The organism is Ulvibacter litoralis, assembly GCF_900102055.1.
Taxonomy (GTDB): Bacteria; Bacteroidota; Bacteroidia; order Flavobacteriales; family Flavobacteriaceae; genus Ulvibacter; species Ulvibacter litoralis.
On sequence record NZ_FNBA01000002.1, the window covers coordinates 15,292 to 33,766 of the forward strand.

Sequence of the window (18,475 nt, forward strand, 5' to 3'; positions counted from 1 at the left end):
TTCTGAAAGATTAGTTAAATACTGCAATTCCCATCGATGATGTCTTGCTTCGTTGGGTTGTAGGCGTTGTTAAATACGGTGTAGTCGCTTGAAGGTCCTCCATTATTTATTAGTGTTTGAATACCGCAAAAATCAGTTAAATTTCCATTACTACGAATGTCTAAATCATTATCAATGCTACTAAGGTTTGATAAATCGTCTAAATTAACCAGTGCATCATTAGAACTAATGTATAAACTACCCTCAAAAGAAGTTATGTTATTTAGACCTTGGAGTGAAACCAATGCATTGTTTCCAGTTACTTTCAGTGAATGTAAAGATGAAAAAGATTCCAATCCACTTAAATTGGTTAGGTTGGGATTGAATAAGATATTCAACGAATTAATAACTGCCTGAGCGGGTATTCCTGCTAATGAAGTTAGATTCTCGTTTTCAATGATCTCAAATTTATTTATTTCAGTTATATTTTGTAATCCATTTAAATTACTTAAAAGATTGTTTTCAGTCAGATAAAAAGTATCTGTAACAGTGGAAAGATTTGTTAGGTTTAAACTAGATAAATATGGGTTGTTCTGAATAAATAATCTGTTTACACTACTAATGTTTTGGAGTGCGTCAATATTTTCTAATAAAGTATTCCCTACAATTTCTAACATCTCTACGGAAAGGTTTTCAAGCCCTGAAAGTCCGTCTAAGCTTAGTAGCGAGTTATTTTGGTTTATATTTAATTCATCACCAATAAAAGCTAGATTTTCCAAACCCTCTAAATTTATAAGGCTATTATTATTAGATATGCCGAAACTATAAGTTACTGAAGTGAAATTTGAGAGCTCATGAAGGTTTAGTAGATTTTGATTGTTAACGATTCCTCCCCAACCAATATGCGTTAAATTAGACAATCCGTTTAGATATAATAATGAATCATTGCCGAAAATAAAAAAGTATTCTTCAATGTTCTCTATGTTATTAAGAGCGTTAAAGCTTGTTAAGTTGTCATTTTCCATGACGTACAAATCTTTAATTGTCCCCGTAATATTATTTAGACTTTCAATATTTATTAAGAGAGAATTTGTGTGAATGGCTAAGGTTCCTCCTACAGATGTTACATTTTCTAGTCCTACTAATGAAGTTAACTCTGAGTTATATCCTATGTACAATGTCTCACCAACTGATGTTAGGTCGACTAGGGGGGTTAAATCTATAATTGATTGTTGGTTTACGTTTGTAGGTGTCCCAATATAAATCTCGCCAGTAATATGTGTGTAATGGTTTTGCCCAAAAGTGTTTACTTCTTCTTGAGTTAATAAGGTTATGTCGCCATCATAAATATTTTCTTCATTTATATTACTCACATTAATTATAACCGAAACATTTTCAGAAACAGCACCATTGGCAACTTTTATAGTTCCAGAAATTGTTGGATTTGTTTCAAAATCAAAAAGATTTGCATTGGCAACTTTCAATTCTCCAGAAGCTACATCAATACTAAAAGCTCCCGAGGGTGTTTGCTCCGTAATTAAAAACGTAACTGTTCCTTGATTGGTAGTTCCAGCAACGGTTCCGATAAGTTGCCCTTCGGAAGGATTTTCGTTTATGGTTACTGAGAAATTTGAAGTGGTTACTGTTATTACTGTAGCTTCAGGAGTGTCTTCGCTGTCTGTGCTACAGGAGATGATGGCTAATGTGGCGCATACTAGTAAAAACTTTAGTGCATACCTAAATTTGAATATTCTCATGATTTTTAGTTTATTCCGAAGAAAAATTAAATACTACAATTTCCATCGATGATGTCTTGCTTCGTTGGGTTGTAGGCGTTGTTATGTGCACCAAAATATCCAACTGATCCAGAAATACAAAGATTTTCGAGAGCACAATAATTTGTAAGGTTTGAATTATCCCAAATAGATACCTGTACGCTTACTTCTACAAGATTCTCTAAACCATGTAAGCTTATTAAATTTTCATTATTTTCTATACGAACATGTGTATTAATATTCGTAATCTTTTCAAGACCAGAAAGATCAGTTAAAGAATTATTACTAAAAATATCAAGTTGTCCATAGCAACTAATATTCTCCAAGCCATTGAGGCTAAATAATGAATTATTATAATTGATATAAATTCTACGAATATTCCCTTCTACATTTTCAAGTGGAGTCAAGCTTGTTAAATTAGGGTTATTGTCAATAATAATTTCATCTTGAATTGAAACTACCCCTGAAAGCGCAGTAATGTTTTCTATGTTTTCATTACCTGAAATTTGAAGCGTTCCTACAGAGGTAATGTTTTGCAGTCCATTTAAATCTACCAATGGGGTTACTTGAATCGACAAATAACTTGCAATTGTTGTGATGCTTTCTAATCCCTGAAGATTAGTTAACAAAGGGTTCAAATGAAGCATTAAAGAGTCGTTAATTTCTGTAATCTCTCCTAAGTTTTCCAAGGTTAACAAAGCTGGATTCACTACTATAGCTAAGGTTCCTCCTATTTCTGAAAGATTTTCAAGGCCTGAAAGTGTTTGTAATTCTCCATTATAGGAAATGGTTACATAATTGCCAACAAAAGTTAATGCTTGTAATGGAGATAAGTTAGTAATGTTAGAATAGGTGGTACCCGAATCGTGTCCAATAAGAAGATATCCGGTAATACCCGTGTAATTATGAGTTCCAAACTCATCTACTTCCGTTTGCGTTCTAAGTATGACGTCTCCTTGGTAAATATTTTCTTCAGAAATATCTGAAATGCTTATTGTAACTAATGCATTTTCAGAAATCGCGCCATTGGCAACGTTTACCGTACCCGAAATGGTAGGATTGGTTTCAAAGTCGAAAAGTGCTTCGTTGGCAACCTTCAATTCTCCCGAAGCTGCATCAATAGTAAAAGCTCCCGAGGGCGTTTGTTCGGTAATTGAAAATGTAACTGTTCCTTGATTGGTTGTTCCAGCAACGGTTCCGATTACTTGTCCTTCGGAAGGGTTTTCGTCTATGGTTACTGAAAAATTTGAGGTGGTTACGGTTATATCTGACGCTTCAGGAGTGTCTTCGCTGTCTTTGCTACAGGAGAGAATTGCAAATGAAGCAAAAAGTAACGTGAATTTAAGTAAATAGGTTGAGTTGAATAGTTTCATAAATTTAAAATTGTGTCTTTCCGAAGAAAATTAAATACTGCAATTTCCATCGATGATGTCTTGTTCGGTTGGGTTGTAGGCGTTATTTACAACGGTGTAATCACCAGAAAGGCCTCCATTCGTCAATAAATTTTGAAGACCACATAAATCTGTTAATGTAGCATTTGAATTAATAGTTAGTTCTTGTTCAAGAAGGGTAAGATTTGTTAATCCATTAATGTCTGTAAGAGAATCGTTTTGGGATATTGTAACGAAACCATAGATTGAACCTAAATTACTTAACCCATCAATATCTGTAAGAGAGTTGTTTTGGGATATTATAAGATCTCTGTAAATTATACTTATGTTACTTAAGCTATTTAAATTAGTTATAAGTGGATTTTCAGTAATTTCTATTGAATATGTAACTGTAGTTATGTTTAAGTCATCCAAATTTAACAATGCAGAATTGTTATTTATTATTAAATCACCAAAAGAAGTTATATTGTGAAGACCATTTAGATTGGTTAGTGCAGGATTATTATCTACTCGAATATCTAGAGGAAGTTCAGTAATATTACTGAGAGCGGAAATATCTGCTAGCAGGTCATTATTAATTATTTGTATTCTGTTTAAAGTTTCAATATTTTCTAAACCTGTTAAAGAAGTTAACCCATTATTTTTGTAGACGGCCAATCCATTTCCCAAGTGTTTTATAGAGCTCAATGGTGTTAAATCGTTAAATACAGCATATTGATTAACTCCTCCTATATATAAATTTTCAGTAATATGGGTGTAATTATTAGCTCCGAAATCGTTAATTTCTTCTTGGGTTGTTAGAAATATAGTGCCCTCATAAATATGCTCTTCATATAAGTCATCCACACTAATTATAACTGAGGCATTTTCAGAAACAGTGCCATTTGCCACTTTTACAGTACCTGAAATTGTTGGATTGGTTTCAAAATCAAAAAGATTTGCATTGGCAACTTTCAATTCTCCAGAAGCTACATCAATACTAAAAGCTCCCGAGGGTGTTTGCTCGGTAATTGAAAACGTAACTGTTCCTTGATTGGTAATTCCAGCAACGGTTCCGATAAGTTGCCCTTCGGAAGGATTTTCGTTTATGGTTACTGAAAAATTTGAAGTAGTAACGGTAACTTCTGAAGTATCCTCACTGTCTTTACTGCAGGAGATAATGGCTAATGAGGCGCATACTAGTAAAAACTTTAGCGCATACCTAGGTTTGAATATTTTCATAGTTTTTTATTTTATTCCAAAGAAAAGTTAAATACTGCAATTCCCATCGATGATATCTTGTTCGGTTGGGTTGTAGGCGTTATAACCCGCGTAATAAACGGCGGGGCCTGATGTGGTGAAGAAATTTTTAAGGGAACAGAAATCGGTTAATTGTGAATTACCAGAAATACTTAATTCCCTGTTAGATTGTAAGTTGTTCAGTCCTTCTAAGTTTTGCAAACTATTGTTTTGGTGTAAATTGATTACTTGAACATCCGTTATATTACTAACACCCTGAATGTTATTTAAAGCAATGTTATCATTTATAAAAAGTCCATTTGAAAGACTAGTAATTTTCTCAAGACCATTTAAGTTCTCAAGCGCTGAATTACCGTGAATTTTAAGGGTGTTATTTATATCTATATTCTCTAAACCTTCGATAGTTGTAAGGGAAAAATTATTACCTATTTCTAAACTATAAATATGGGTGTTCAAATTCCTAAGACCATCTAAATTCTTTAATGAAGTATTGTGTGTAATAAGGAAAAAACGAAACTCATTAGTTAAATTAATTAAATTACTAAGCCCATCGATGTTAGTCAATGAGTTACAATATCTAATATCTAGGCTGCCTCCAAGTGTCGTTAAGTTGTTTAGCCAATCGAGATTGGGTATTTGAGGACAAGAAAACACTATAATTTTATTTTCTACTGAAATGAGTTGGCTTAAGCCAGAAAGATCATTTAATTGCTCATTAGTACTTAATATTAAGTCATATACTGATATTAAATTGTTTAATCCTTCTACTTTTTCTAATGAAGAGTTAACAGCAATAACAAGTTCACCACCTACATGATCAATATTCAAGCCTAGAGTTGATACTAAACTTGGATTATTTATAATCCAAAAATTATTGCTTATAGTATTTAAGCCTTGAAGTGGAGATAAATCGAAAATATCTGTTGTTGCTGCTTGCTCTGGGTCTCCGATGGTTAATGAACCATTAACTTTTGTGTAATTATTTGCTCCAAAATCAATTACTTCTTGTTGCGACTTTAAAATTAAGTCACCTTCATAGGTATTGCCTAAATCAATGAGGGTAATTGTAATAGAAGCATTTTCAGAAATAGTGCCATTTGCCACTTTTACAGTACCTGAAATTGTTGGATTGGTTTCAAATTCAAAAAGATTTGCATCGGCAACCTTCAATTCTCCCGAAGCTGCATCGATACTAAAAGCGCCCGCAGGAGTTTGCTCAGTAATAGAAAATGTGACACTACCTTGATTGGTTGTTCCTGAAACCGTTCCGATAACTTGCCCTTCGGAAGGATTTTCGTCAATGGTTACTGAAAAATTTGAAGTAGTAACCGTTACTTCTGAAGCTTCAGAAGTATTATCACTGTCTGTGCTACAGGAGATGAGTGTAACGGTAATGAGTAGTAGGGCTAGTTTTAGGGCGTTCTTCATTAAAAATGTATTTTTGTAAACATACATTTTTTCAAAATAGTAGCCCAAAAAAAAAGCCCATTAATTAAAATGTGCTTTTCAGAGTACGATAAAAACGAACTTTTTTTGTAGCTTAATTTTCCTCTTTATCTTCTTCTTTAGTACCATCAAACAAATTTTTCAAAAAACCTGTGGTGTCTTTTTCACGTTCTGCACGGCGTTGTTCACGTCTTTTTTTCCGAAGTTCCTTTTTTTCTTCTTTGCTGAGGTTGGGATCGTTAAAGGCATCTTCAAAATCGATGACATTATCTACTTTTTCAGAAAAGGCACGAATCCATGCATTTTCAAAAATACTTATAACAGTAGGCCAAACACCTGCCTCCACATTGTTTAAATCACCTTCAATAGGAACTCTTGTAGCCAACGTATTGGTTCCTTGATTTTTCAGAATAAATTTAAAAAAGCTTACAAAGCCTTCCCAAAGCACACCTAGAAAACCATCTTCACTTCCAATCAATTTTGTTTTGGTTAGAAGCGGTTTTAGATAACCTTTTAGATGTCCGTCGGCAATGGCGATTTCACTAAAAAGGCCAAAAGTTCCAGATTCAAAATCGATTCCTGTATAATGACGCGTAAATGGATTTAGCGCCGTTACATTCGCATTTTCTAGCGAAAAATTGATGTTCATATCGGGAATCTCTTTGACAATATTCATAGCCCCATCGAGTGAGACTGTTCCGTTTCCAATGGAAACTCCTGTGGCTTTGATAGGAGAAGGAAGAACCCGTTCTTTTGCTACGACATTCCGAAGGTTGTCGGCCGTTAAGGTGATTTTTGAAATTTGAAGATCAATATTCGGATCTGTGTTCACTTCAACATACGCGAAACCTCCATCATGGACCTCAAAGTGGTTAATTTCTAGCGGAACAATATCGGTAAGCGCTTTGGTCCAATCGTCAATATTAGGATCACCTTCAGTTGGAGTTTTTTGTTGATCTTCGGCAACATAAATCACTTTCGGACTGGTCATTATAATTTCGGACACTATTCTTCCCTTTAAAAGTGATTTCCATTCAATAGAAACATCGCTTTTTGGAAAGCTTAAAAAAGGTACTTGTGTTTCAGCATCCACTTTGTTGAGGTACATTCCGTGAATTTGATAAGCGCCACGGTATAATGAAATGTTTATTTTGTCCACTTGTCCGTAATACCCAGGAATATCGGCAAGAACTTTATTGATGTAATTTTTTGTCCAAACGGGAAGGTACAAACGAGCCGCTACTAAAAGAAGTAATAGAATAATAGGGAAGGTGTACCGTTTCTTTTTATAAACTCTTCTCTTCTTTTTTGTCATTCTAAAAGTGGGTTTGCTTTTAACAAATTTCAAATAAAGAAGGCTGATTGTCAGTTAATGAACTCACAAAAAAAAGCCTGAAGATTTCTCAACAGGCTTTTGAATAGTTATAGTATAATGACTAGTAGTATGTAAAACGTCTTACTTTAGCAATGTATTTTGCCAAACGAATTACTTGGTGGCTATAGCCATATTCGTTATCGTACCAAACGTAAAGTACAACATTTTTACCATCATTAGCGACAATAGTAGCATTACTATCGTAGATTGAAGGAGCCGAAGATCCCACAATATCACTAGATACTAATTCATTGTTTAACGAGTATTTTATTTGCTCTACCAAGTCACCTTCAAGTGCGTATTTTTTCATTACGGCATTAAGGGCGTCTACTGAAGTTGTATTTTCTAATTCTAGTTTTAAAATAGCCAAAGAGCCATTTGGAACAGGAACACGAATCGCATTTGAAGTTAACTTTCCTTCAAATGAAGGCAATGCTTTTGTTACTGCTTTACCAGCTCCAGTTTCAGTAATTACCATGTTTAATGCAGCTGCACGACCACGACGGTATTTACTATGCATATTATCTACCAAGTTTTGATCGTTGGTATACGCGTGAATGGTTTCTAAATGTCCTTGAACTACACCAAATGAATCTTCAATTGCTTTTAAAATAGGTGTAATTGCATTGGTAGTACAAGAAGCCGCAGAGAAAATAGATACTTCGTCTGGGCTGTAATCTTTATGATTTACACCGTGAACGATATTTGGAACTCCTTTTCCTGGTGCTGTAAGTAATACTTTTGAAGCTCCTTTTGAAGTTAAGTGACGACTTAAAGCTTCTTCATCTCTGAAGGCGCCTGTATTATCAATAACCAAAGCATCTTCAATACCATACGATGTATAGTCAATTTCTTCTGGACCATTTGCAGAAATCATATGAACCGTAGTTCCGTTTATGATTAACGCTTTATTTTCAACATCGATACGAACCGTTCCTGGAAAATCTCCGTGAACAGAATCCAATTGTAATAATGAAGCTCTTTTTTCCAAAACAGTTTCAGTAATAGCACCACGTGTTACAATAGCACGCAAACGCATTTGGTTTCCTTTACCCGTACGTGTCATTAACTCTCTCGCTAACAAACGACCAATTCTTCCGAAGCCATATAAAACAACATCTTTAGGAACAATATCGGTACTTTCTTTAGCGTCTTTTAATTTGTCTGAAACAAACGCAAGCGCATCAGAAAATTTGTTGTCTTCTAAGTGGTATTCATACGTTAACTTTCCAATATCTAATTTAGCAGGAGGAAGCCCAAGTGTTTTAATCGCTTGTGCAATTTCTACTGAATCAAAGATAGAAATAGGTTTTTGTACAAATTCGCCAGCATATTCGTGAAGATTTAAAATCTCACTTACGTTGCGATCTATTAGTTGATTTCTGAAAAGTACCAATTCTATCGATTTGTCATACCAAAGATCACTAATAATATTAATAAACTCAACGGTAGCCTTGCGGCGATCGGTTTGAAAAGACAGTTCTTTTTCATAAACGTCATCAAAACTCATAATTGTGTTGTTTTAAGGGGTTTAAATTTTGCGCAAAAATAGCTATTTCAATCGTTTTCGTAAAGCTTATTAGTAAAAATTAACACCCCTTCCAGAATCAAAATCCAAAAGGGGTGTTTTTAAATTATTGTATTATTTTACTACCTAAATATAAAGGTGTTTGTTTCATCGTTCTGATTTACGAACGTCATTTTAATAGGGGCTTTAAAATCTCGTTGCGACATCACTCTTTTTACATCGTCAATGTTTGAAATTTTCTGATTGTTAATTTCAGTAATCAGAACACCTGCTAAATTGTATTGTGCAATGTCTCTTGTTAATGCTTTGGTAACGATTACCCCTCGGGATTGCCCACGGTCTTTTAAGTCTGTTGTGCTTGCATTTTTAACCTCTAAGCCTAGATAATCAATTTCATAAGTCTCAAGTTTTATCAAGGTAACAGGAATCACTTTTTCATTTCCATCACGCAGAATCGTTACTGCTACCACGTCGTCTGGTCGTTTGGAACCTATGTAGCCTGTAAGGTCTGAGAATTTACCAACATCGTATCCGTCAATTTTTTTAATAACATCTCCAGCTTTGATGCCTCCTTTGTCGGCGCCACTACCACGTTCAATTCCTGCGACATATACTCCTTGTGTTTCCTCTACACCGAATTGTTTGGCCGATTTTGAATTTAAATTACTTCCTCTAATTCCTAAGATTCCTTGTTGCACATTTCCGAACTCCATAATGTCTTCAATCACTTTACGTGCGTTGTTAGAAGGTACTGCAAACGAATAGCCAACGTACGAACCTGTTTCGGAAGTAATAGCTGTGTTAATACCAATTAATTCGCCTCGTGTGTTTACTAAGGCACCACCGCTATTTCCACGGTTTACAGCAGCATCTGTTTGAATAAACGACTGCGGATTCCCATCAAATTGATTTAAATCTCGCGCTTTAGCACTTACAATTCCGGCAGTAACTGTTGAGGTTAAATTAAAAGGATTTCCTACGGCGAGTACCCATTCTCCAATTTGTAAATTATTAGAATCTCCAAACGGAACATAAGGTAAATCTTCATCGCTTTCTACTTTAATTAAAGCGATATCTGTTTTAGGGTCGGTACCGATTAATTCGGCTGGATAAATTTTATTGTCGTTAAGCGTCACCTCTAATTGAGAAGCATTAGCAATAACGTGATTGTTGGTAATAATGTAGCCATCAGGCGTAATGATAACACCACTACCAGAGCCAACCATGGCGCGAGGAGTTCCGCCGCCACTAAAATATTCTAACACATTAGTAGGTTGCTTACTAACGGTGGTATTTTTTACGTGCACTACAGCGTGAACGGTTTTTTCAGCTGCTTCAGTAAAATCAATATTAGTTGAGGCAGCTTCCGAAGAAAAATTTGTTGGAATAAAAGAAGGAGTTGCATTAGCTTCAGGTATTGTAACCGTTCCATCTTCTACAAAAAATTTGTACCCTCCAAGGGTGATAGCGCCTGCAAACAGCGCCACTGTAAATAAACGAAGTGTCTGTTTCATGAGTATGTAATTTAGATTCATTAAAAGTAACACATAATAGACTAAATTTATTTCGCTATGTTTCACTTTTAACGCGTATTTAACAGTGTTTGTAAGGGTTTTGTTAAACTAATTATGCGTAAAAAAACGTTTTAACTCCCCAAGGCTTTTTATACCTTTGCGACTATGAAAATTCCGTTTTATAAATATCAAGGTACTGGAAATGATTTTGTGATGATTGATAATCGTCAGAATACATTCGATACAACTAATACCGAATTGGTCGCTCAAATCTGTGATAGACGTTTTGGTGTGGGGGCCGACGGACTTATTTTATTAGAAAATCATCCGACTGCCGACTTTAAAATGGTGTATTACAATTCTGATGGAAATATCAGTACAATGTGTGGTAATGGCGGAAGATGCATTGTCCAATTTGCAAAGCAATTAGGAATTGTAACTACGAAAGCTGTTTTTGAAGCTATAGATGGAATGCATGAAGCTTCTATTAATGATGCAATTGTATCGTTGAAGATGAATGATGTTGCAAATGTTGAGGTTTCAGAAAATCATACCTTTTTAAATACAGGCTCGCCTCATCACGTTGAGCTTGTAGATAATCTTTTGGAGTTTGATGTTAAAGATAAAGGCGAAATATTGCGTTATACTACCTACGGAAAAGAAGGTTCAAACATAAATTTTGTAGAGGGGATTGATAAAGACACTTTTTTTGTACGAACGTATGAGCGTGGTGTTGAAGATGAAACATTATCGTGCGGTACGGGAGTGACAGCTGTGGCAATCGCTTTGCATGAAACGGGAGTTGTAGCTGCAAATAAAGTAATGTTAAAAACCCTTGGCGGAATCTTAACCGTTCGCTTTACAAAAGAAGAAGGTGTATATAAAAATGTATATTTGGAAGGACCTGCCACATTTGTCTTTAAGGGTAGTTGGGAATAATGACATTAAAAGGAAAAGATATTGAGCTTCGCGCTCTAGAGCCTTCAGATTTAGATTTTCTATACCAATTAGAGAATGACGAGTCTGTTTGGGAAATTAGCAATACCAATGCACCGTATTCAAGATTTATTCTGAAACAATACTTAGAAAATGCACATCGCGATATTTTTGAAGTAAAACAATTGCGATTGGTAATTTGTCTTGCTTCGGAAACACGCCCGATAGGTTTTATCGATTTGTTTGATTTTGAACCAAGCCATCATCGAGTAGGTGTGGGGATTGTTATTTTTGCTGAAAGTGATAGAGGGAAAGGATATGCCTATCAAACCATCGAAATGATTTGTAAATACGCTTTTACACATCTGAAGGTGCATCAAGTATATGCAAATATTACGGAAGACAACCAGCCGAGTATCGATCTGTTTCAGAAAGCAGGTTTTGAAAAAGCAGGTGTTAAAAAAGATTGGATTTTTTCAGAAGGAACTTATAAAAACGAACACTTATACCAACGACTAACAGATGTACTTTAAAAAGATTTTGTGGGCCATAGCCCTTATTGGATTGCTTGTAATGGCTGGTTTTGCTTATTATGTGTATAGCAGCGTTTTTATTCCGAATACAGCGTTTAATAATGATGAAGCGCATGTGTATATTCCAACCGGAGCTCGATTTAGCGATGTCATGGAAGAGATGCGTCCTTTGTTAGACAATACTGTTTCATTTGAAGCTGTAGCCAACAGAAAAGGATATCCGGCAAATGTAAAGCCTGGGCACTATATTATTAAAAAGGGAATGAACAACAACGATATTATCAATACGATTCGCAGTAAAAACATTCCTATTTATGTGAAATTTAATAATCAAGAGCGATTAGAAAATTTAGCAGGACATCTTTCCAATCAGATTGAACCCGATAGTATTTCATTACTAACTGCGATGCGAGACCCTTCATTTCTGAAAGAAGCTGGATTAACAACAGAAACAGCTTTGTCGGTATACATTCCAAATACATATGAGTTGTATTGGAATACGACTCCGGAATCTTTCCGAAGTAGAATGCTGAAAGAATACAACACCTTTTGGAACGAATCGCGAACAAAGAAGGCCAAAGACTTAGGGCTTTCTCGTGAGCAAGTAATATCGTTAGCAGCAATTGTACAAAAAGAAACAGCTAAAACAGATGAACGTGCACGTGTAGCAGGCGTTTATGTCAATCGACTTAAAAAAGGAATGCTATTACAGGCAGATCCTACGGTTATCTTCGCTAAAAAGTTTTACGAAAATGATTTTGACCAAGTTATCAAACGTGTTCTGTATAAAGACTTAGAATTAGATTCTCCTTATAATACGTATAAATATACAGGTGTTCCTCCTGGACCTATTGCAATGCCAGATATCTCTTCTATAGATGGTGTGCTAAATTATGAAAAACACGATTACATCTTTTTTGTAGCTGATGTAACCAATTTTGGATACCACAAGTTTGCAAAAACGTTAGCGCAACACAATCGTAATAAACAAGAATATGTGCGTTGGGTAAATGCGAATGGTGTAAATAGGTAGTCAGATGTCAAGTAAATAGGCTTCCATTTTTTCAGAATAAAGAGAAAATGATAGCTTTGGGGGGTGTGAAAACCATTTTATTTTTAATAGTGCGATACAGAATCTAGTTTTATCAAAATTAAACTATTGATTGTCAACAACTTGAGTATTGGTAATTTGTTAATAACTCTGTTGTTAAATTAGCGTTAATCTTCTCATAACCAGTCTTTTCGAAACTTATCTTTGCATTGTATTTTTGTAGGAAAATGTAACGGATAAACCCCCGGTTTTATTTTTAACATTAATTAACGCTCTGTAAATCAGTTTTATGAAAAATGTTGTATATTTGCACGCTGAAAAAATAAGTGTGAATTTTCTCACGAAAGTTTTTAAGAAATGAAAAAAAACATATTACAAGTTACATTAGTACTTATTGTTACTGTATTAGTAGCATCAAGTTTTTCTTTTAGAAAGGTAGATTTGTCTGTGTACAAAACAACAGGGATGAAGTTTAATTACTTTGTGCCTAACCACGATGATGAGCTTTTGCCAATTGTAACAGCACCACAATACAGTTTGTTTTTAGGAAAAACGTATGTAGGGTTTAAAGAGGCAGTTGGTTTTAAAGAGTCTCGAGGCGATTATTCTTCTGTAAATCCGTACGGATATATGGGAAAATATCAATTTGGGAAAGAAACCTTACGAATGATTGGCGTGTATAATGCCGATACCTTTATGGAAGACCCAGAATTACAAGAAAAGGCTTTTAAAGCCTATACTTCTAGAAATAAATGGATTTTACGAAGAGACATCAAACGTTTTAAAGGTAGATTCATCAATGGGGTGAAAGTTACTGAGTCTGGAATTCTTGCAGCGGCACATCTTGCTGGCGCTGGAAATGTGAAAAAATTCTTGCGTAGCTATGGGGTAGAAGATTTTGAGGATGCCAATGGCGTTTCCATTAGATATTATCTAAAGAAATTTTCTGGATATGACACCTCGTTAATTCGTCCAGATCGAAAAGCAAAAGCATTGTAAAAAAGAAAATTATTTTTGAATAATGAATAAGGTAGGTCTTTTATGAAGGTCTACCTTTATTTTTTTCCAATCTCCCGCCGAAGCTGTTTTAATATATTCTGAAGGTAACGTAATGTCACAAGCCACGCAAATCATGGTTTGTGGATGTAACGTACTGCACAAACTTTCTAATAATTGATTGTTGCGATACGGTGTTTCGATGAATGATTGTGATTGATCGTATTCAATCGAGAGTTTTTCTAGGCGTTTAATTGTAGTTTTTCGCTCTCCTTTGTCAATGGGTAAATAACCATTAAAGGCAAAGTTCTGACCGTTAAATCCGCTGGCCATCATTGCCATTAAAATTGAAGAAGGTCCTACCAAAGGTACGACACGAATTCCTCTTTTGTGTGCTTCTTGTACAACTGAGGCGCCCGGATCTGCAATTCCAGGACATCCAGCATCGGATAGAACACCTACATCAAAACCTTGAAAGCAAGGATTGAGCATCTGCGGAATTTCTTCTGGATTGGTGAATTTGTTAATCTCTTGAAAGATAAGATCGCCTTGTATTTTTTTTGAATCAATACTTTTGATAAACCGACGGGCATTTTTTTCGTGCTCTACAACGTAGTGATTAATATGTTCTACGGCCTTTTTAACGAGTAGCGGTAATACTTCTAAGGGAGGCGTGTCTCCGAGTGTGCACGGAATTAAATATAAATTTCCTTTTTGGGGTTCCATTAATTTGGGGTTACTGAATGATTAATTTTTTTATACTGAAATTGCCGTTTTCAGCGGTGATTTTTGCGAGATAAATACCTTCAGAAAGACTAGTAAGTGAAATGTTTTTTTCTGAAGCGTTGATGTTTTCTTCGGAAAGTACTACGCTTCCTTTACTATCTACTATTTCAATAGAGGAGAACGTTCCCGATTCTGTTATAAAGTGAACGCTTTCCGAAGCAGGGTTGGGCGTCATCATGATATTATTCGTGCTGTCAAATTCTGAAACATTTACAATATGCTCTCCTATAATTTTGTAAATACTTCCTCCAAGAGCAACGATATAAAGCTCTTCGTAGTTGTCTACTCCAAATGAAACCCACGAATTGTTAAAGGTTCCGTATTCAATTATGTCCCCATCATTATTTACAGAACCTATAAGACCACTGCACACATCGGCATAAAAGTACAAGCCATATAGATCTGCAAAGGTTCCGCCTCTGTAAACAATACCGCCCGTAATAGAACAGTTACTAGTACTTGAGCTGGACGAATATTCAGCAAAAGGGAACGTAAGCTCACTTGCTGAAGGACAACCGCTCGTGTTATAGGTCTGAGAGCCTTCGTAACAGCGCCATCCGTAATTTAAACCTCCTTCTGAGCTTTGAGCTCTGTCAATTTCTTCTACATCTCCTTGTCCCACATCGCCAATCCAGATGTCTCCAGTGATACTATCAAAAGAGAAGCGCCAAGGGTTTCGTAATCCGTAGGCCCAAATTTCTTGTGCATGGGTAGTACTGCCAGCAAATGGATTATCTGAAGGGATGCTATAGTTATTAGGAGGAGCTGGTGTATCAATATCTAGTCGGAGTAACTTCCCTAATAAAACACTGGTGTTTTGAGCTCTATTTTCGGGATCTCCACTAGAGCCACCATCGCCGGCTGCGATATAAAGATAACCGTCTGGACCAAATGCGATTCCGCCTCCGTTGTGGTTCGAATAAGGTTGGTCGTATTCGATAATCTTGAGTTCAGAGTTGGGCAATGTAGTGTTTGGGTCGTTAGGGTCTGTAGTAAACCTAGCAACACGTGTGTTTCCGTTTGTTTTGGTGTAGTTAACAAAATAGTGTCCATTATTTGCGTAGTCTGGATGAAATGCCAAACCGAGCAAACCTTGTTCACCACCTGTAGAAACTAAACTTGTAATATCTAAGAATAGAATAGGGTTTACACTTCCGTCAGGATTAAGTATTTTAATGCGTCCTCCTTTTTCAGCTACAAAAAGACGTTCATCGCCAACATTTTGTAGATCAATAGGACTGATAAAACCGTCTTTAATAAGTTCAAGGGTGATATCTTGAGCCAATAGGGTACAGGATAATAAACAAAATAGCGAGGAGAGAAGGAAGGTTTTCATAACTTTTTATTGGTACACTAATGTAGTGAAAACCAAGCAATAATTAAAGCGATAGTTTACTTACTAGAATTTCGCAAGCTTCATCAATCATTTTGTACACATTGTCAAAGCCTGTTGTCCCTCCGTAATAGGGGTCTGGAACATCTACATTTTCGTTTGGAAAGATAAAATCTAGGAGTAATTGTACTTTTTTAGTGTCACCTTCATTTCTAGCGAGTTGTAGGACGTTTGCTTTGTTAGAATTGTCCATTACAAAAATGTAATCAAAAGTGTCAAAATCTTGAGTGCTAAACTGTCTGCCTCGTTGCTGAGAAATGTCTATTCCATTTTGTTTTGCAACAGCAATACTTCTCGGGTCTGGCGAATTTCCAACGTGCCAATGACCTGTTCCCGCCGAATCTACAGTTACTTTTGAAGTGTCAACTTTCGACTTCAATATACCTTCAGCTAGAGGAGATCGGCAAATATTGCCAAGACATACCATGAGTACTTTTGTTTGCATCGCTAGATGTGTGTCGTTTTCGGAAAAGATTCCGAAGAAAAAGTTATAACGTTAGTTTCTTATTAAGATCTTCTACGTATTTTCTGAATTGTTTGTCGGTAGTAGAAAGATTGTCTACAGTTTTACAAGCGTGAAGTACGGTTGCATGATCGCGCTGTCCAATTTGAGAACCAATAGATGCTAATGAAGCTTTGGTTAGTTTCTTTGCAAAGAACATTGCTAATTGTCTCGCTTGTACAATGTGACGCTTACGGGTTTTAGATTGTAAGGTGTCAACATCCATTTGGAAATAATCGCTCACTACTTTTTGGATGTAGTCGATAGATACTTCACGTTTAATGTGCTTCACGTAGTTATCAACAATTTTCTTCGCTAATTCAATAGTGATTTCGCGTTTGTTGAATGATGAATGAGCAATTAAAGAAATAATAGCGCCTTCCAGTTCGCGAATGTTTGTTTTGATGTTGTTGGCTAGAAACTCAACAATATCATCTGGCATTTCCACACCATCGCGATACAATTTGTTTTTAATAATGGCAACACGTGTATCGTAATCTGGATGGTTCAATTCTGCTGAAAGTCCCCATTTGAAACGTGATAATAAGCGTTGTTCTATATCAATCATATCGACAGGAGCCTTGTCACTTGTTAAAATAACTTGCTTTCCGTTTTGATGTAAGTGATTGAAAATATGGAAGAAAACGTCTTGTGTTCCTGCTTTACCAGACAATAATTGAATGTCGTCTACAATAAGCACATCTATAATTTGGTAAAAATGAATAAAGTCATTTCTGTTATTTTTCTTTACCGACTCAATGTACTGTTGTGTGAATTTTTCAGCAGAAATATAAAGAACTGTTTTCTCAGGATATTTGTCTTTTATTTCAACTCCGATAGCGTGTCCTAAATGCGTTTTTCCTAAACCAACACCTCCAAATATAAGCAGTGGGTTAAAAGAAGTTCCTCCAGGTTTGTTGGCAACAGCTAAACCAGCCGAGCGCGCCAAACGGTTCGATTCTCCTTCTAAGAAACTCTCAAAGTTGTAATTTGGATTTAATTGTGATTCGATTTTTACATTTCGAATCCCAGGAATGATAAACGGATTTTTAAGCTCCGGACTTTTATTTTTAAGTGGCACATCAACTTCTTGCGATTGTTGAGCGTTGCTTCTATTTGAACTTGGAATTTTTTCGGTAAATGGTTGTTTGTTACCGTAGGTGTTTTCCATTTTAATAATGTACACCAATTTTGCAGTCGCACCTAACTCTTTGTTAAGAGCTACTTTTAACAACTTCACGTAGTGCTCCTCAAGCCATTCGTAAAAAAACTTACTTGGCACTTGAATACTAAGAGCATTGTCTGTAAGCTTTACAGCCTTAATTGGTTCGAACCAAGTCTTGTATGCCTGAGATGCAATATTATCTTCAATAAAGGACAAACAGTTGTTCCAAACCGATTCCGCAGTTTTGCTCATAGTTAATTTTGTTGAAGTTTTTAGTTTGTTAAATTAGGGTGGCTAATAAATGAAAAAGAGTGTCTTTTTGACATTTTCTTAACGGTGCAAATATGTGAACAAAAAAATGAAAAAAAAAACGTTGGGGGTATTGAATTTTCGGTTTTTTTTTCTCATACTTAATTTATGCTAAAGCTACGAAAAAAGTTCCTTTTTATACCTATCATCTTGTGAAAAAAACTCTTACAAAATTTCGCGTTCGTTACGGCGAAACCGATCAAATGGGCATCGTTTATTACGGAAATTATGCGCAATATTTAGAACAGGGGAGAACCGAATGGCTACGAGAATTGGGCTTTTCCTATCGATGGATGGAAGAAAACAACGTTCAACTACCTGTTATTAATTTAAACATAGATTACAAGTCCCCAGCACATTATGATGACCTACTCACCGTAGTTACTACCTTGGTGAAAATTCCTACAGTGCGAATTGAATTTTACTACGAAATATATAACCAAAATGACAAGCTTTTGATAACCGCAAATACGACTTTGGTTTTTGTGAATAGTACTACAAAAAAGTTGATGAAAGCACCAAGTTATTTGTTGGAAAAATTGACTGAATAGTTAAAC

At 35.6% G+C, this 18,475-nt stretch carries 16 protein-coding genes; 5 read left to right on the plus strand and 11 right to left on the minus strand.

Annotated elements, in window-relative coordinates; translation table 11 throughout:
- Positions 1-14: 14 nt before the first annotated feature.
- The 7 genes from BLQ00_RS06075 to BLQ00_RS06105 form a co-directional block, all read right to left on the minus strand.
- On the minus strand, positions 15-1,736 hold the full coding sequence (locus tag BLQ00_RS06075; protein WP_093141963.1) for a cadherin repeat domain-containing protein: 1,722 nt from the start codon (positions 1,734-1,736) through the stop codon (positions 15-17).
- A gap of 26 nt (positions 1,737-1,762) precedes the next feature.
- Complete coding sequence (locus BLQ00_RS06080) at positions 1,763-3,127, minus strand: cadherin repeat domain-containing protein (RefSeq protein WP_093141965.1); 1,365 nt, start codon at positions 3,125-3,127, stop codon at positions 1,763-1,765.
- Positions 3,128-3,157: 30 nt separating this feature from the next.
- The gene (locus BLQ00_RS06085) at positions 3,158-4,366 is read right to left on the minus strand and encodes a cadherin repeat domain-containing protein (protein WP_093141968.1); all 1,209 of its coding nucleotides are present in this window, start codon (positions 4,364-4,366) and stop codon (positions 3,158-3,160) included.
- A gap of 27 nt (positions 4,367-4,393) precedes the next feature.
- Positions 4,394-5,812: a cadherin repeat domain-containing protein gene (locus tag BLQ00_RS06090; protein ID WP_139149364.1), complete on the minus strand. Its 1,419-nt coding sequence runs from the start codon at positions 5,810-5,812 to the stop codon at positions 4,394-4,396.
- A 112-nt stretch (positions 5,813-5,924) separates the two neighbouring features.
- Positions 5,925-7,145, minus strand: coding sequence for a DUF748 domain-containing protein (locus BLQ00_RS06095; protein ID WP_093141972.1), 1,221 nt, complete (start codon positions 7,143-7,145; stop codon positions 5,925-5,927).
- A gap of 121 nt (positions 7,146-7,266) precedes the next feature.
- Positions 7,267-8,715: a glyceraldehyde-3-phosphate dehydrogenase gene (locus BLQ00_RS06100; RefSeq protein ID WP_093141974.1), complete on the minus strand. Its 1,449-nt coding sequence runs from the start codon at positions 8,713-8,715 to the stop codon at positions 7,267-7,269.
- 140 nt (positions 8,716-8,855) lie between these two features.
- On the minus strand, positions 8,856-10,247 hold the full coding sequence (locus BLQ00_RS06105) for a trypsin-like peptidase domain-containing protein (protein WP_093141976.1): 1,392 nt from the start codon (positions 10,245-10,247) through the stop codon (positions 8,856-8,858).
- Between the two features lie 165 nt (positions 10,248-10,412).
- Here BLQ00_RS06105 and dapF point away from each other — a divergent pair, with 165 nt between their 5' ends.
- The 4 genes from dapF (at position 10,413) to BLQ00_RS06125 (ending at position 13,766) form a co-directional block, all read left to right on the plus strand.
- Positions 10,413-11,186, plus strand: coding sequence for a diaminopimelate epimerase (gene dapF / locus BLQ00_RS06110; protein ID WP_093141979.1), 774 nt, complete (start codon positions 10,413-10,415; stop codon positions 11,184-11,186).
- Positions 11,186-11,716 (plus strand): GNAT family N-acetyltransferase, encoded by a 531-nt coding sequence (locus BLQ00_RS06115; protein WP_308425278.1) that lies wholly within the window; start codon positions 11,186-11,188, stop codon positions 11,714-11,716. Before dapF ends, BLQ00_RS06115 begins: the two co-directional genes overlap by 1 nt.
- Positions 11,706-12,749 (plus strand): endolytic transglycosylase MltG, encoded by a 1,044-nt coding sequence (mltG, locus tag BLQ00_RS06120; protein ID WP_093141981.1) that lies wholly within the window; start codon positions 11,706-11,708, stop codon positions 12,747-12,749. The genes BLQ00_RS06115 and mltG overlap by 11 nt, the downstream gene beginning before the upstream one ends.
- A gap of 375 nt (positions 12,750-13,124) precedes the next feature.
- Complete coding sequence (locus tag BLQ00_RS06125) at positions 13,125-13,766, plus strand: peptidoglycan-binding protein LysM (RefSeq protein ID WP_093141984.1); 642 nt, start codon at positions 13,125-13,127, stop codon at positions 13,764-13,766.
- A 9-nt stretch (positions 13,767-13,775) separates the two neighbouring features.
- Here the strand turns inward: BLQ00_RS06125 and BLQ00_RS06130 are convergent, their stop codons facing one another.
- Genes BLQ00_RS06130 through dnaA form a run of 4 tightly spaced genes read right to left on the minus strand, consistent with a single transcriptional unit; the run spans position 13,776 to position 17,861 of the window.
- Positions 13,776-14,489: an SAM-dependent methyltransferase gene (locus tag BLQ00_RS06130; protein ID WP_093141986.1), complete on the minus strand. Its 714-nt coding sequence runs from the start codon at positions 14,487-14,489 to the stop codon at positions 13,776-13,778.
- Positions 14,490-14,499: 10 nt separating this feature from the next.
- Positions 14,500-15,885 (minus strand): PQQ-dependent sugar dehydrogenase, encoded by a 1,386-nt coding sequence (locus BLQ00_RS06135; RefSeq protein ID WP_093141989.1) that lies wholly within the window; start codon positions 15,883-15,885, stop codon positions 14,500-14,502.
- 43 nt (positions 15,886-15,928) lie between these two features.
- The gene (locus BLQ00_RS06140) at positions 15,929-16,387 is read right to left on the minus strand and encodes a low molecular weight protein-tyrosine-phosphatase (protein ID WP_093141991.1); all 459 of its coding nucleotides are present in this window, start codon (positions 16,385-16,387) and stop codon (positions 15,929-15,931) included.
- A 43-nt stretch (positions 16,388-16,430) separates the two neighbouring features.
- On the minus strand, positions 16,431-17,861 hold the full coding sequence (gene dnaA / locus BLQ00_RS06145) for a chromosomal replication initiator protein DnaA (protein ID WP_093141994.1): 1,431 nt from the start codon (positions 17,859-17,861) through the stop codon (positions 16,431-16,433).
- A gap of 209 nt (positions 17,862-18,070) precedes the next feature.
- Here dnaA and BLQ00_RS06150 point away from each other — a divergent pair, with 209 nt between their 5' ends.
- On the plus strand, positions 18,071-18,469 hold the full coding sequence (locus BLQ00_RS06150) for an acyl-CoA thioesterase (protein ID WP_093141996.1): 399 nt from the start codon (positions 18,071-18,073) through the stop codon (positions 18,467-18,469).
- The last annotated feature ends 6 nt before the right edge of the window (positions 18,470-18,475 follow it).

Excerpts from the sequence above, each read along its gene's own strand:
- BLQ00_RS06075 (WP_093141963.1), bottom strand. The coding sequence starts at position 1,736 with ATGAGAATATTCAAATTTAGGTATGCACTAAAGTTTTTACTAGTATGC.
- BLQ00_RS06080 (WP_093141965.1), bottom strand. The coding sequence starts at position 3,127 with ATGAAACTATTCAACTCAACCTATTTACTTAAATTCACGTTACTTTTT.
- BLQ00_RS06085 (WP_093141968.1), bottom strand. The coding sequence starts at position 4,366 with ATGAAAATATTCAAACCTAGGTATGCGCTAAAGTTTTTACTAGTATGC.
- BLQ00_RS06090 (WP_139149364.1), bottom strand. The coding sequence starts at position 5,812 with ATGAAGAACGCCCTAAAACTAGCCCTACTACTCATTACCGTTACACTC.
- BLQ00_RS06095 (WP_093141972.1), bottom strand. The coding sequence starts at position 7,145 with ATGACAAAAAAGAAGAGAAGAGTTTATAAAAAGAAACGGTACACCTTC.
- BLQ00_RS06100 (WP_093141974.1), bottom strand. The coding sequence starts at position 8,715 with ATGAGTTTTGATGACGTTTATGAAAAAGAACTGTCTTTTCAAACCGAT.
- BLQ00_RS06105 (WP_093141976.1), bottom strand. The coding sequence starts at position 10,247 with ATGAAACAGACACTTCGTTTATTTACAGTGGCGCTGTTTGCAGGCGCT.
- dapF (WP_093141979.1), top strand. The coding sequence starts at position 10,413 with ATGAAAATTCCGTTTTATAAATATCAAGGTACTGGAAATGATTTTGTG.
- BLQ00_RS06115 (WP_308425278.1), top strand. The coding sequence starts at position 11,186 with ATGACATTAAAAGGAAAAGATATTGAGCTTCGCGCTCTAGAGCCTTCA.
- mltG (WP_093141981.1), top strand. The coding sequence starts at position 11,706 with ATGTACTTTAAAAAGATTTTGTGGGCCATAGCCCTTATTGGATTGCTT.
- BLQ00_RS06125 (WP_093141984.1), top strand. The coding sequence starts at position 13,125 with ATGAAAAAAAACATATTACAAGTTACATTAGTACTTATTGTTACTGTA.
- BLQ00_RS06130 (WP_093141986.1), bottom strand. The coding sequence starts at position 14,489 with ATGGAACCCCAAAAAGGAAATTTATATTTAATTCCGTGCACACTCGGA.
- BLQ00_RS06135 (WP_093141989.1), bottom strand. The coding sequence starts at position 15,885 with ATGAAAACCTTCCTTCTCTCCTCGCTATTTTGTTTATTATCCTGTACC.
- BLQ00_RS06140 (WP_093141991.1), bottom strand. The coding sequence starts at position 16,387 with ATGCAAACAAAAGTACTCATGGTATGTCTTGGCAATATTTGCCGATCT.
- dnaA (WP_093141994.1), bottom strand. The coding sequence starts at position 17,861 with ATGAGCAAAACTGCGGAATCGGTTTGGAACAACTGTTTGTCCTTTATT.